Source organism: Thiobacillus denitrificans ATCC 25259 (assembly GCF_000012745.1).
Taxonomy (GTDB): Bacteria; Pseudomonadota; Gammaproteobacteria; order Burkholderiales; family Thiobacillaceae; genus Thiobacillus; species Thiobacillus denitrificans_B.
On the sequence record NC_007404.1, the window covers coordinates 74,954 to 88,391 of the forward strand.

Sequence of the window (13,438 nt, forward strand, 5' to 3'; positions counted from 1 at the left end):
CTCCTATGCGCCGATGCGCAGGCCGGTTTTCTTGAGGATGCGCGTACTGTACAGGATGTCGCGCGCGCGGCTCGCCGTACCCAACGCGTCGGCGATGAGCGCGGCCTTCGCCTCCACTTCCTCGCGCGTCCTGCCGTGCACCATGGCGAACAGGTTGTAGGGCCAGTCCGGCAGGTGGCGCGGGCGCCGGTAGCAGTGGGTGACGAAGTCGAGCTGGCCGATCCGCTCGCCGAGTTCGTCGATGCGCTCGTCGGCGACGTCCCACACCGTCATGCCGTTGGCGCGATAGCCCAGCGCGTAGTGGTTCGGCACGGCGCCGATGCGGCGGATGACGCCGAGGTCGAGCATGCGCTGCATGCGCTGCATCACCTCGGCCGCCGGCAGGCCGAGCTGTTCGGCGACGGCGTGGTAGGGGCGCGGCGTCAGCGGCAGCCCGGCCTGCGTCGCCTGGATGATGCGGCGGTCGGTGTCGTCGAGCGGGCGGAAGTCGTCGCGGGCGTTCATACGTGCAGTTTCAGTTCCACGAAATATTCGCGGATCTTCGGCATGTTGTAGACCGGATAGCCGCTCTCGCGCTCGATGCGCGCGATCGTGTCCTGCTGCGCGGCGGGGGTTTCGGTGGCCAGCACGAACCACATGCTGAGGCGGTGGTCGCGCGCGTAGTTGTGCGCCACCTCGGGCTGGCGGTTGACGATTTCCGTCACCCGCTCGAAGTCCTGCGGCGGGATCTCCATCGCCGCCAGGCTCAGCGCGCCGCCCATCTGCGCCGCATGGTACATGGGGCCGAAGCGCGACAGCAGGCCGCGCGCGAGCAGGCTGTCGATGCGGGCGATGACGGTCGCCTCGTCGCTGCCGACGCGGGCCGCCACCTCGGCATAGGGCCGTTCGCAGATCGGGAAGCCGCCTTGCAGGGTGTTGACGAGGGCGCGGTCGAGCTCGTCCATCAAGTTGCCTCCGCCGCCGCCTTCGGCTGCGCCGCGAGGTAGCGCGCGCCGGTCTGCTTGAAGCGCCGCTTGCTGAACAGCACCTCGCAGGGAAAGTCCGTCAGGCCGCACTGGTCGCGCAGATGGTCGAGGTGTTCCAGCACCGCGTCGCGATCCTTGCCGTGAATCATGCAGAACAGGTTGTAGGGCCACTCGGGCAGGCGGCGCGGGCGTTGGTAGCAGAGGTTCACCAGACCCGAGGCGCCGACGCAGCGGCCGAATTCGTCGACCTGTTCATCCGGGATATTCCACACCACCATGGCGTTGGCGCGGAAGCCCAGCTCGTGGTGGCGGACGACGATGCCCAGGCGTTTGATGACGCCGTGATCGAGCAGCCGTCCCAGCCGGATCAGCACGTCGGCTTCCGACGTCCCGATGAATGCCGCGACTTCGGCATAGGGGCGCGCCACCAGGGGCAGGCCTTCCTGGATCGCCTCGACCAGGACGTAGTCGAGGGCGTCGAGTTCGAGCGCGCGCGAAGGGGCGGCTTTCTGCTGGTGCCGGTCGGTCAGGCCGACGCTGCGGCGCAGATCGAAGCCGAGGTCGATGTGGTAGTCCTGCACCATGGGCAGGCGCATTGCCGCAAGACCGGTCTGCTGCTCGATGTCGTGCAGCGCCTGCTCCAGCTGCGCCGGGTTCGCGGCCGCGGCGACGAACCAGAGGTTGAAGCGGTGTTCGCGTTCGTAGTTGTGGTTGACCTCGGGGCGCGCGCTGACGAGCCGGGCCACCTCGTCAAGCCGCCCTTCCGGCACGGCCATGGCGGCGAGCGTGCTGACGCCGACGCGGTTGGGGCGAAACACCGCGCCGACGCGGCTGACGACGCCTTCCCGCGTCAGCCGGCGCAGGGTATCGAGCAGCGCCTCCACGTCCAGCCCGAGGCGCTGCGCGATGGCATCGAAGGGCGTGGAGGTGAGCGGAAAGCCGCGCTGGAAATCGTTGAGCAGGCTGAGTTGGATGTCGCTCATAGTCCGATCCTGTGGGCACGCACGGTGAAGAAGATTCCGCTCGGGCTCTGCGCAGGCAGGGTGCCGATGCGGGCGAAGGTATCGGGGTCGTAGATCTCGATGCGATTCTCGTCGCGCAGCGAAAGCCAGACCTGCTCGCCGCGCGGGGAAAACTCCAGGTGCAGCACCCCCTTGCCGGGCTTCAGGGTCTGCACGATGCGCTGCGAGGGCAGGTCGAGCACCTGCACCGTGTCGTTGTCGGGAAAGGCGAAGTTGATCCACACCTGGCGCCCGTCGGGGCGTGCCACCGCGAACACCGCCTGGCCGGCGACCGGAACGCGCGCGATTTCCTTCCAGCTGGTCTGGTCGGCGATGATGACCTCGTGCTTGCCGACCGCGGGCAGCACGATCCGGCCGCCGGTCGCGGCCCAGCCTTCCAGGTGGGGCATCTTGTAGACCGGCAGTTTCTCGCCGTGGCGGCCGAACTCGACCAACGCGCGCTTGACGCCGGTGTCGAGGTTCCACAGATCGAGCAGGGCCACCCCGTCCTCGCCGAAGAGGCCGGCGGCGTAGTGGCGGCCGTCGGAGGTGATCATGCCGTCGTAAGGTTCCTTGCCGGCAGCGGCGAATTTGCGCAGCAGCGGCCGCTTCGGCTCGTGCATGTCGGCGACCCAGATCTCGCCGGCCTCGAACAGGCTGAACACGAAGCGCTGCCCGGGGGCGTCGACCAGGCCGACGACCTTGGAGCGCGCGCCATCGGCGCCGATGGCGGGAATGTCGGCGATGAGCGCAAGCGTGTCGGCGTCGAATACTTTCACGCCGCCGGGTTGGTAGTTGGCCACGGCGACCAGCTTGCCGTCGGCCGAGATGGCGCCGCCGATGCTGTTGCCGCCCTGGATGATGCGGCGATCGATGCGCTGGGTTAGCAGATCGATCTTGCTCAATCCGCCGTCGCGGCCGAATACATAGGCATAGCGCGCGTCGCGGGAGTAGCTGACGGAGGCGTGGGAGAGGTCGCCGAGGCCCTCCACTTTCGCCAGGCTGGTGCGTCGGCTGGTGTCGAGAATCTGCACGCTGCCGCTGGCGCGTTCGATGACGACGCCGAGGTCGCCGGTGCCGCGCAGGTTCGTGCCGGCGCAGCCCGTCAGGGCGCCGAGGGCAAGCAGAAAAAGTACGGGAATCCTAGCGCGCATCGGGGAACCCCTTTTGCAGCTTGTCCACGATCCAGTCCGCTTCGGACTCGGAGAGGAGGTTTTTCCATGGCGGCATGGCCGTGCCGGGCCGCCCGTGAAGAATCGTGCTGACCAGCGAATCGGCCGGTTTGTCTTTCAGCGTTTCGGGCGTGAGCGCGGGGCCGAGGCCGCCGCGAAGCTGCATGCCATGGCAGGAGCCGCAGTCCTGGCGCACCAGATGGACAAGTTCGTTCTGGCGTTGCGGGCCGAGCGGGGGCGAGGCGGCGAAAGCGCTACTGAAGGCCATGGCAATCACCGTTCCCGCTGTCGTCAAGGTTTGCATGTGTTCTCGCTGTCCGCCGTGGGAAAGCGGCGGGGCAGATCGCTGCCCCGCCTCGCCTGCCTAGTAGATGTCGTGCTGCGTGTTGTAGACGTTGAACTTGCCGGTCGGGGTGATCAGGCGCTTGTCCTTGATCACGGCCTTGAGCTTGCGCGTCTTGTCGTTCATGACCACGATGGCCGATTCCTGGGTCTGGCCGTTCCACACCGAAAACCAGACTTCGTCGCCGGCCTTGTTGTACTCCGGCTGCACGACGCGCTTCGGCCCCTCGCCCAGACCTGCCAGTTCGGCGATGTTCACCACTTCCGGCGCCTTGTCGAGATTGGCGATGTCGAAGATGGCCACCGACTGGCTGATGCCCGCCTCCGGGTTGAGCGTGCTGTCGACCCACAGGTTCTTCGACTTCGGATGCGTCTTGAGGAACAGCGATCCGCCGCCCAGCCCCTTCAGCGTGCGCACCACCTTCCAGGCATTGGCCTTGTGCTTGACGGGATCGGTGCCGATCAGCGCAATGCTGTCGTCGCCGAGGTGGCCGGTGGCCCATACCGGCCCGAATTTCGGGTCGACAAAGTTTGCGCCGCGTCCGGGGTGGGGGATCTTGCCCACTTCCACCAGCGCTGTCAGTTTCTGCTTCTTCGAGTCGACCACGGCGATCTTGTTGGAGGCGTTGGCCGCCGACATGAAGTAGCGGTGCGTGGAATCCCAGCCGCCGTCGTGGAGGAAGCGCGCCGCTTCGATCTCGGTCACCTTCAGGTTGTTGATGTCCTCGTAGTTGGCCATCAGGACCTTGCCGGTCTCCTTGACGTTGACGATGAACTCGGGATGCTCATGCGAGGCGATGATCGCGGCGACGCGCGGCTCCGGGTGATATTCCTGGGTGTCCACGGTCATGCCGCGGGTGGCGACGATCTTTTTCGGTTCCAGCGTGTCGCCGTCCATGATCACGAATTGCGGCGGCCAGTAGGTGCCGGCGACCGCGTACTTGTCCTCGTAGCCCTTGTACTTGGAGGTTTCGACCGAGCGCGCTTCCATGCCCACCTTGATCTCGGCCACCACCGCCGGCTCTTTCATCCACAGGTCGATGAGGTCGATCTTGGCGTCGCGGCCGATGACGAAAAGATAGCGTCCGGACGCCGACATGCGCGAGATGTGCACGGCATAGCCGGTTTCGATGGTGGAGACGATCTTCTTGCTGTCTCCGTCGATCAGCGCGATCTTGCCGTCGTCGCGCAGGGTCACGGAGAAGAGGTTCTCCAGATCCAGCTTGTTCATCTTCTTCTTGGGGCGTTTTTCAGGCGGCACCTTCAGCTTCCAGGTGGCCTTCATTTCGGCCAGGCCGTATTCGGGCGGCATCGGCGGTTCGTGCTGCAGGAAGCGCGCCATGATGTCGATTTCGGCGTCGCTCAGTATGCCGGAGCTGCCCCAGTTCGGCATGCCGCCGGGCGAGCCGAAGCCGATGAACACTTTCAGGTACTCGGTTCCGCGCGGCAGGGTGACGTCGGGGGTGAGCGGCTTGCCGGTCGCGCCCTTGCGCAGGACGCCGTGGCATCCGGCGCAGCGCTCGAAGTAGATCTGCTTGGCACGGGCGAATTCGGCGGCCGTGACGGGCGGCGCCTTCGGGGTGATCGTTTCCTGGGCTTCTTCGGGCTTGATCGGCACCGGCGCGCCCTTGTAGCGCAGCTCCGGATCGGGCGTGCCCGGGTGCCCGGACGGCGGTGCGTCGGCGGCTATCGCCTGCGTCGCACCCATGAGAAAAATACTTGCGGCCAGAATACTGAGCCTCGTGTCCATCTGAATCCTCCCTCTGTGAAAAGTGAAAAATCCTGCAACGCCGACGCTAGATTAAACACGCCCTATGCCGCCCGCCTTGATTTAGGTCAACGGCACACGATTCCCATCGACCGCCTGTGGTTTTTCTGCATTCGCACTCGCCGCGCCGCGAGCGGGCCTGGCGCTGACAGCGATCCGTGCCAGTTCGGCCGCCCCCGGGCCGCTCGCTTCGCGAGCGCTGCTGCGTTCGTGGCGCTTGCGTTTCTCGACCAGCGGCGGGCATTTGTGATCGTTATAGTAGGTAACCTGGCAGTCGAGACAGTGATGACACTCGTTGACGACGATTTCGCCGGTCGGCCGGATCGCCTGCACCTCGCATTCGACCGCGCAGGCCTGGCAGGGCCGGCCGCATTCCTTGCGCCGGCGCAGCCATTCGAAGGAGTGGAAGCGGCCGGGAAAAACCAGCGACGCGCCGAGCGGGCAGACGTATTTGCAATAGAACTTGCGGTTGAAGGTCGAGAGTAGGAGCACCGCCACGGCGAAGGCGACGTAGCCCCACTCGCGCTGGAAACGGAAGTTGATCGCCGTCTTGAAGGGCTCGACCTCGGCCACCCGGATGGCGAGCCCCATCGACTGCAGCGACAGGGCGAACAAGACCAGCAGGATCACGAACTTGAGCGCGAGCATGCGCTCGTGGACGACGTGGGGGATTTCGAAAGACGGCAGTCTGAGCCGCCGCGCGAGGCGGAAGCTCAGTTCCTGCAGGGCGCCGAACGGACACAGCCAGCCGCAGTAGACGCCGCGTCCCCAGAGCAGCAGCGTGACCGCGACGAACGACCAGAGGATGAACAGCATCGGGTCGATCAGGAAGGTATCCCAGCTGAACTGGTGGGTGATCGCCTGAACGAAGGTCAGGACGTTGATGATCGAGAGCTGGCCGAGCGCATACCAGCCGATGAAACCCAGCGTGTAGACGAGAAATCCCAGCCGCACCCAGCGCAATAGCGCGGGGCGGCGCGCGAGGTAGTCCTGGAACAGCAGGATGCACGTCAGGACGACGAGGCCGAGTCCGAGCAAGGCGATGTCGAGCTTGCGCTGCCGCCACACCGTCTGCCACATCGGCTCCTCGGCGAAGCTGGCTTCGGGCGGTGAGGGTGCGGCGAGACGCGGCGTCGCGGCCGGTGCGGCCTCGCGGGTCGCCGGCGGTGGTGCCGCCGCGGGGGCGACGGACGGGTTCGCCGCCGGCGCCTTGTCTACGGCGGCCGGCACACTCGGGCCGGGTGTCGACCGACTGGCGGGCGGCTCGCGGGAGCGCTGCGCTTCGGCCGGCACGGCAGCGGGTAAAGCCGCAGCGAGGGGAGCGGTAGCGGGTGGAATGGTCGGCGCCGCCTGCACGGCGATGCCGCGCGATTCTGCGACCCTGCGCACCGCGCGCGTGATCGACGCATTGATGACCATGACCGAAATCGTCGCGCCCGAGATCGTGTCGACCGCCGCGTAGCCTTCCCGCGCGGCGCCGACGCTGATCCGGCCGTTCGTCGGCTTGCCGCGGTACTGGTCGACGAATCTGGCGAGGCGCGCCTCGCTGATGCCCGCGGCGAGGATCGGCTCCTCGTGGTGGACGATGCGCGCGCCGACGATGCGTCCGCCGGTATCGATGCCGACCAGGACGTTGATCGGGCTGCCGGAATATGCGGGGATGGGCGCGATGTCGGCGGTGAGCAAGGCGTAGCCGACCAGCACGTTGTCGGCGTAGACCGCGCTTGCCGGCGGATCGCCCTCGGATTCGCCGAAGCGGTCGGCGTCCGGAAACAATGCCCGCACCTGCGGGTAGCGTGCGCTGAGGTCGGCCGCCGCATTCGGGATCGTGCCGAACAGCAGCATGAACGCGATCAGCAGCGACCAGACGGCGCCAGGGCGAAGCCGCGCGACCCGACTCGCCGGGCGCGAAGCTGCGCTTGCCAAATGCGGATACGACATTGCCTGAACCTTCTGACCGGTGGTCGGGCGTGGGCCTGACCGATACCCCGGTCATGTTCCCGCCGGGCCTGTCGCACTGCCTTGATTTAAGTCAACCGGCCTTGACCGTATACTACACGCATGAATCTGGACCCTGCGGATATTGAAGTCCTGAAGGAAGGCTATCTGTTGGCGGCCCTGTCGCCACCCGAGTTCGATCAGGTATTGGCCCACGCCAGCGTCCGCAAGCTCGCGCCGAACGAGTGCCTGTTCGACCAGGGCGACCCGTGCACGCATTTCTTTTTTGTCCTCTCCGGCATCGTCAAGCTCTGCCGCGTCGCGCCGAGCGGCGAGGAGAAGGTGATGGATCTCGTGCGGCCCGGCCATTACTTCGCCGAGGCCGTGATGTTCATGGGTGGCCGCTACCCGGTATACGCCCGCGCGCTCGACGGAACCCGGCTCGTGGCGCTCGACAACAGGCACTTTCTCGGCCTCCTCGGCAGCAACCGCGACCTCTGCATGCGGCTGCTTTCGACCATGAGCCAGCGCATCCACAGCCTGATCAACGAAATCGACCACCTGACTTTGCACAGTGGTGCCCAGCGCGTGATCGGCTATCTGCTCGAGCAGCTGCCCGACGGCGATGCGCCCGGCAGCGTCCGGCTCAGGGTGCCCAAGCACGTCATTGCGTCGCGGCTCGGCATCCAGCCCGAGACCTTGTCGCGGGTTCTGGCCAAGCTGCGGACCGGGCATCTGATCGACGTCCACGACGACATGATCGTCCTCAACGACGTCGAAGCGCTGCGGCGTTTGAGCTGAACGGCGGCCTAAGCCGCACGCCGTCTATCGGGGCGGCTGTCTCTCCCACGCCAGCGCCGTTGCGCCGACGCCCTACGCTTCGGCTTCGCGCACCAGCGTTTCGAGCAGTGCGATCAGCGTCGCGGCGGGCGTCTCGCTGTGCGGCAGGTGGCGGACGATGCGGTCGTTGGCCGAGCCTGCGGCGGGATCGATCAGCGCGGGGCCGGTCACCACAATGCGTTTGAGTTTGTGCAACTGCGCGAGCACTTCGGCGTCGAGTGCGCAGGCGTGGGTGATCGCCGTCGTCGCCCAGAACAGCCGCGGCACGAGATCGGCCGGCTCGGTGGCCGGATACTCGCTCCAGTTGTGATCGAAGTCGGGGATGGGCAGGTCGTCCGCAACGAAGGCGGCGCGATCGAGAAAGACGATCCGCTCCTTGCCCTTCACCTGGAGTCGGCGGTCAGCCGTTCGAGCGCCCGCATGAGGGCCGAGGAATCGAGTTCGCTGTCACCGGCCCCCATCAATGCATTCATCTGCTGCGCGATCAGCGCGGCGCCCGGTAGCGGCGTCGCGGTCTCCTGTGCGTTGTCCATGACGATCGCCATGTCCTTGTGGTGCAGCTTCACCTTGAAGCCGGGCTTGTAGTTGGAGTCGAGCATGCGCTGGCCGTGGACTTCGAGAATGCGGCTGCCGGCGAAGCCGCCGAGCAGGGCTTCGCGCATCTTGACCGGGTCGACGCCGTTGCGGCGCGCGAGCAGGATCGCCTCGGCGACGCCCTCGAAGGTGAGGCCGACCACGATCTGGTTGCAGCACTTGACGACTTGACCGGCGCCGTGGCCGCCGACGTGCACGATGCTTTTGCCCAGCGTTTCGAACAGCGGACGAATTTTTTCGAAGATCGGCGCCTCGCCGCCGACCATGATCGAGAGTGTGCCTTCGCGGGCGCCCGTTTCACCGCCTGAGACCGGTGCGTCCAGCATATGGATGCCGCGCTCGGCCAGCGCGGCCGCGATGCGCCGCGTCGCTGCCGGCGATACCGTGCTCATGTCGATGACGGTGTGACCCGGGCGGGCGCCGTGAACGATGCCGCGGTCGCCGAGGATGATCTGTTCGACGTCGGTGGTGTCGGAGACGACCGTGAAGGTGATGTCGGATTCGGCCGCGACCTCGGCGGGCGTGCCCTTGCCGAGCGCGCCCATCACGAGCATCGGTTCGATGCGGTCAAAGCGGCGCCCGTAGACGTACAGCTGGTGGCCGGCGCGCAACAGGTTCTCCGCCATCGGACGCCCCATGATGCCGCTGCCGATGAATCCGATTTTCATGATGCGAGCCCTTTCAACAGCCATAGCCAGGATGGCAGCGTAACCAATCCCGCCAGCGTTGACCAGCCCATGACAAGCCCGGCGAGACGCGCGTCGAGGCCGAACCGGTCGGCCAGCGCGATGACCATGACCATGGTCGGCATTGCGGCTTCTAGGACGCCGGCTTCGCCGGGTTCGCCGAGACTGCCGGGCCACGCGAGCGCGATGCCGAGCGCGATCAGCGGCATCAGGGCGAGCTTGATCGAGAGCGCGACCAGGACCGCCTTGTGCGGGCGCAGATCGTGCCAGGGAATCGTGAGCCCCAGCACGAACAGCATCAACGGAATCGTCGGACTGCCGGCCCACCGCGCGGCTTCGACCAGCGGTGCGAGCCCGGCGCCCGAGACGTTGAGCGCGACCCCGGCCGCGAACCCCCAGACCGGCGGCAGCCGGAGCCACATCCGCAGAAACGAGGCATGCTCGGTGTGCTTCCCGCAGCGGAACGCGATCCACACGCCGAGCGACCAGACCAGCGGCGTCGTCGCGAGCATGTCGGCGAAGAAGGGGTAGCGCGCGCCCGACTCGCCGAACACGGTGGTCAGGAAGGGATAGCCGAAGAACAGGACGTTGCCGAAGCCCGCTGCGAGCATGACAGCGCCGCGCTGTGGATGCGAAAGACCGCGCCCCAGCGGCGTCGCGAAGAGCGCGAGGGCCGCGAGCGCGAGACCCGCGAGCGTCGCGCCGCCGAGGATGAGCGGCAGCTGCAGCAGCTCGAAGTCGACGGTCGCCGAGGCCCCTGCGGCGAAGAACAGCATCGGCGCGAAGAAGTTGAGGACCAGCCGGTTGATTTCGCCGCGCAGGCCGACGATTGAGATGCCGCTCTGCCAGCGCGGCCAGATTCCGCCCGCGGCGATCAGCAAGGCGAGCGGAAGCAGGGTTTCAAGCAGCAGTCGCTGCGCGAGTTCGGGAGACATGCGGAAAGGAACGGGCCGGCGGAGCGCTCATGATAGCGGCGCGGCCCGCGCCGTGAGCGTCAGCCGCGAGGACTGGCGCCCAATCGCCGGTGCGAACGGCTCAGGTGCGTGACGCGGCGGAGTAGCGGTTGTCGGCGCTGCGCGACGTGCCCATCGATTCGAGCCAGGCCTTGATGCGGGCGGCGTCGCCCGCGCGGCGATTCGTCCCGGTGGCGTCGAGGAGCACGATGATGACGTCGCGCTCGGCGATCTGCGCCTGCATGACGAGGCAGTGCCCGGCCTCGTTGATGAAACCGGTTTTCGACAAACCGATCACCCAATCGTCCATCCGCGTCAGGCGGTTGGTGTTGTTGAAGGCGACCGGACGGTAGAGCACGCGAGCCTTCTTGCGCTTCTTCTTGACGACCACGCGCTGGGTGCCAAGCGTGTAGTAGCCGGTCGTGCTGATATTGCGGATTTCCGAGAAGTTCTGATACGCGAAGTCGACGAGCTTCGCGAGATCCTGCGCGGTCGAACGGTTGCCGCTCGACAGGCCGGTCGGCTCGACATAGACGGTGTCGTGCATGCCGAGCGCACGCGCGGTGCGGTTCATCGTGCTGACGAAGCGGTCGATCCCGCCCGGGTAGCTGCGGCCGAGCGCATGCGCCGCGCGGTTGTCCGACGCGATCAGCGCGAGATGCAGCAACTGGCCGCGCGTGTAGCTCGATCCGATCGCGAGCCGGGAGCCCGTGCCCTTGAGCGTGTCGCGGTCGGCGGAGGTGATCGTGATCCGTTCATCGAGCGGCTGGTCGGCATCGATGACCAGCATCGCGGTCATGAGTTTGGTGATCGAGGCGATCGGCGTCTGCATCGTCGCGTTCTTCGCGAGCAGCGGTTGTCCGCTCGCCTGGTCGTACACGAGGACGGACTGCGCGCTGAGCTCCGGCATCGGAGCGTAGTCGACGACGGGCTCGGCGTCCGGCTGCGCCTCCAGACGCTCGCTCCAGCGCAGCGACGCCTGCGGCTCGAGCGCGGCGGCGCCGGTATGGATGCACAACAGGATCAATCCGGAGACAAGGGCTTTCATGGGTGCGACTCGAGGACGACAGCAAAAATGTAACAGGAGCCAAGCACTACGGATAGCGTGGGCAAAACTTGAAACTGATTTCCGCGCTATCGACCCTGCCTGCGGATTTTAGGTTCCCACATTGACGGTGTAGCAGGATTCGTTTTATATAGCAATCAGATGGGGGACGATTCGAATAAATTACTGCAGAAGTCGCAGCTAACGACGCTGCCGTGCGCGCCTGGCATCGTTGCCGAGGCGCTCGGGCATCTGTCGAGCGGCGACGCGGCCGCGCTCGCGGCCTGTGTTCGCTTCGATCCTGTGTTGCTGCTCCGCCTGCGCGCGCTCCCCGAGTTGTTCGAGCCGCAGCACCAGGACCTGCTGCGCGGCGTGTTGCTTGCGGCGCCGGTCGCGGCCGGCGTCGCGCAAGGTCCATACGGCGCCGCCTGGCGCCAGTCGCTTGCGGTCGCGCATCTGGCGCGCGCGCTCGCCGGGCGCTGTGCCGGCGCGGATGCTGATGCCGCCTGGCTTGCGGGCGTCGCGCACAATCTTGCCGATTACCCGGCCGCCGATGCCTGCTCCGCGGCGCAGGTCGCAGCCTGGGTCGACGACCCCGACGCCGCCCCCTGGCTCGCCGATGCCCTGCGTTACCACGCCGAGCCGCTGGCCCGCGGGCGGGCGGCCCATCCGTTGCTGCGCGTCGTCCAGCTTGCCTTCCAGCTGGTCACCCGCCCGGACGCGCTTGACAGTGTCGATGTGCGCGCTGCCCTCGCTGCGCTGCCGCTGGGCGCCGCCGAAGGGGGGCAATTGCTCGCCGATGCGCGGCTGCAGGCAGGCCAGCACGCCGAGCGCTTTGGCCTCGCCGGGACGCAGGACCCGCCGTCAGGCGAGGCGCTCGAACGCCTCGCCCGGCTTTACGCGGCGCAAGCCGCGCACGCGGCGCTGCATGAATACTTTCGCGAGGCGCGCGACGCTGCGCAGGTGTTCGCCCACTGCAGCCACGCGTTCGGCGCCTTGTTCGGCATCGAGCGGGCAGCCGTTTTCGCGGTCGCTGAAGGCGCTGTCTTGCGTCCGGCGGCGCTGCTGCCCGCGCCGGCAGCGCTCGACGCGCTCGCCGTTCCGGTCGACGACGGGCATTCGACGCTGTCGCGTGCGATCGCGGGGCAGGCGCCCCAATCCTTCGAAGGCGGCGACGCGGCGGCGCTGGTCGACGTGCAGATCGCGCGCGTGCTGGGGGTTTCGAGTTTCGTTTGCCAGCCGCTCGTTTTGCCCGACGGGCGCAGCGCGGTGCTGCTCGCCGGCGATCCGGTTCCCGGGATCGCCGGCGCGCCGCTCTGGCGCTTCCTGCTCGCGGAACTCGCGACGGCGCTGCAGCCGGTGAGTGTCGCGTTGGCGGCCGGCGCGATCGTGCCCGAGCCGGCGGCGGACGCCATCTCCCGCGACCGCGTGCGGCGTGCGATCCATGAGGTGGCGAACCCGCTGACGATCATGCGCAACTACGTCAACCTGCTGTCCGACCGTCTCGGGGCGGATTCGTCGGTGCAGCGCGACCTCGGCATCATCGGGGACGAGATCGAGCGCGTGGCGCGCATCGTTCGGGGCATCACGCTCGCCGAGGAACATCCTGTGCCGAGCGCGCCGCTCGAAGCGGTGTCGGTCAACAGCGTCGTGTCCGAACTCGTGCGCATGGCGCTCGGCACACTCTTCACACCGAACAAGGTCAACGTGCAGATCGATCTTAATCCCAACCTGCCGCCGCTGCCGCTGCAGAAGGATCTGCTGAAGCAGGTCCTGTTCAACCTCGCGAAGAACGCGGTCGAAGCGATGCAGGCCGGCGGACAACTGAAATTCACGACCCGGCTCGCCCGCGCCAACGAGCAGTCCGTCATCGAGATCGAGGTCGCCGACACCGGCCCGGGTTTGCCGGCCGCCGTGGCGGCGCGTCTGTTCGAGCCCGTCGTCAGCGAAAAGGGCGGCGACCATGCCGGCCTCGGTCTGGCGATCAGCCGCAATCTGGTCGAACGCATGAACGGGCAGCTCAGCTGCACCAGTACGCCGCAAGGCAGCCATTTTCTGATCCGCCTGCCTGCGCTGCAAGGCGGTCAGGTGCCCCTCACGACAACACGCTACGGGTCGATGTAACCCGTGCACA

At 67.1% G+C, this 13,438-nt stretch carries 13 protein-coding genes; 2 read left to right on the forward strand and 11 right to left on the reverse strand.

What is annotated here, in order from left to right; translation table 11 throughout:
- Positions 1 to 3: 3 nt before the first annotated feature.
- The 7 genes from TBD_RS00350 to TBD_RS14180 all read right to left on the reverse strand — a co-directional run bounded on the left by TBD_RS00350 (position 4) and on the right by TBD_RS14180 (position 7,189).
- Complete coding sequence (locus tag TBD_RS00350; RefSeq protein WP_011310585.1) at positions 4 to 504, reverse strand: siroheme decarboxylase subunit beta; 501 nt, start codon at positions 502 to 504, stop codon at positions 4 to 6.
- The gene (locus tag TBD_RS00355; RefSeq protein ID WP_011310586.1) at positions 501 to 944 is read right to left on the reverse strand and encodes an Lrp/AsnC family transcriptional regulator; all 444 of its coding nucleotides are present in this window, start codon (positions 942 to 944) and stop codon (positions 501 to 503) included. Before TBD_RS00355 ends, TBD_RS00350 begins: the two co-directional genes overlap by 4 nt.
- A complete protein-coding gene (locus tag TBD_RS00360) occupies positions 944 to 1,948 on the reverse strand; it encodes a siroheme decarboxylase subunit beta (protein WP_011310587.1) in 1,005 nt (334 codons plus the stop codon). Before TBD_RS00360 ends, TBD_RS00355 begins: the two co-directional genes overlap by 1 nt.
- The gene (locus TBD_RS00365; RefSeq protein WP_011310588.1) at positions 1,945 to 3,120 is read right to left on the reverse strand and encodes a cytochrome D1 domain-containing protein; all 1,176 of its coding nucleotides are present in this window, start codon (positions 3,118 to 3,120) and stop codon (positions 1,945 to 1,947) included. Before TBD_RS00365 ends, TBD_RS00360 begins: the two co-directional genes overlap by 4 nt.
- On the reverse strand, positions 3,110 to 3,442 hold the full coding sequence (locus tag TBD_RS00370) for a c-type cytochrome (RefSeq protein ID WP_041432143.1): 333 nt from the start codon (positions 3,440 to 3,442) through the stop codon (positions 3,110 to 3,112). The genes TBD_RS00365 and TBD_RS00370 overlap by 11 nt, the downstream gene beginning before the upstream one ends.
- 60 nt (positions 3,443 to 3,502) lie before the next feature.
- Complete coding sequence (locus TBD_RS00375; RefSeq protein WP_011310590.1) at positions 3,503 to 5,230, reverse strand: nitrite reductase; 1,728 nt, start codon at positions 5,228 to 5,230, stop codon at positions 3,503 to 3,505.
- Between the two features lie 81 nt (positions 5,231 to 5,311).
- Positions 5,312 to 7,189 carry a NosR/NirI family protein gene (locus TBD_RS14180; protein ID WP_011310591.1) on the reverse strand — a complete coding sequence of 626 codons (1,878 nt, stop codon included), beginning with the start codon at positions 7,187 to 7,189 and terminating at the stop codon, positions 5,312 to 5,314.
- A gap of 120 nt (positions 7,190 to 7,309) precedes the next feature.
- Here TBD_RS14180 and TBD_RS00385 point away from each other — a divergent pair, with 120 nt between their 5' ends.
- Positions 7,310 to 7,987 carry a Crp/Fnr family transcriptional regulator gene (locus TBD_RS00385; RefSeq protein WP_011310592.1) on the forward strand — a complete coding sequence of 226 codons (678 nt, stop codon included), beginning with the start codon at positions 7,310 to 7,312 and terminating at the stop codon, positions 7,985 to 7,987.
- Positions 7,988 to 8,059: 72 nt separating this feature from the next.
- Here TBD_RS00385 and TBD_RS00390 read toward each other — a convergent pair whose 3' ends face one another.
- The 4 genes from TBD_RS00390 to TBD_RS00405 form a co-directional block, all read right to left on the reverse strand.
- Complete coding sequence (locus TBD_RS00390) at positions 8,060 to 8,413, reverse strand: hypothetical protein (RefSeq protein WP_011310593.1); 354 nt, start codon at positions 8,411 to 8,413, stop codon at positions 8,060 to 8,062.
- Positions 8,410 to 9,288 carry a 2-hydroxy-3-oxopropionate reductase gene (locus TBD_RS00395; protein ID WP_011310594.1) on the reverse strand — a complete coding sequence of 293 codons (879 nt, stop codon included), beginning with the start codon at positions 9,286 to 9,288 and terminating at the stop codon, positions 8,410 to 8,412. Before TBD_RS00395 ends, TBD_RS00390 begins: the two co-directional genes overlap by 4 nt.
- On the reverse strand, positions 9,285 to 10,241 hold the full coding sequence (locus TBD_RS00400) for an AEC family transporter (RefSeq protein ID WP_011310595.1): 957 nt from the start codon (positions 10,239 to 10,241) through the stop codon (positions 9,285 to 9,287). The genes TBD_RS00395 and TBD_RS00400 overlap by 4 nt, the downstream gene beginning before the upstream one ends.
- A 100-nt stretch (positions 10,242 to 10,341) precedes the next feature.
- Entirely contained in the window at positions 10,342 to 11,307 is a 966-nt protein-coding gene (locus TBD_RS00405) for a D-alanyl-D-alanine carboxypeptidase family protein (RefSeq protein ID WP_011310596.1), read from the reverse strand.
- Positions 11,308 to 11,466: 159 nt separating this feature from the next.
- Here TBD_RS00405 and TBD_RS00410 point away from each other — a divergent pair, with 159 nt between their 5' ends.
- On the forward strand, positions 11,467 to 13,428 hold the full coding sequence (locus tag TBD_RS00410) for a sensor histidine kinase (RefSeq protein WP_011310597.1): 1,962 nt from the start codon (positions 11,467 to 11,469) through the stop codon (positions 13,426 to 13,428).
- The last annotated feature ends 10 nt before the right edge of the window (positions 13,429 to 13,438 follow it).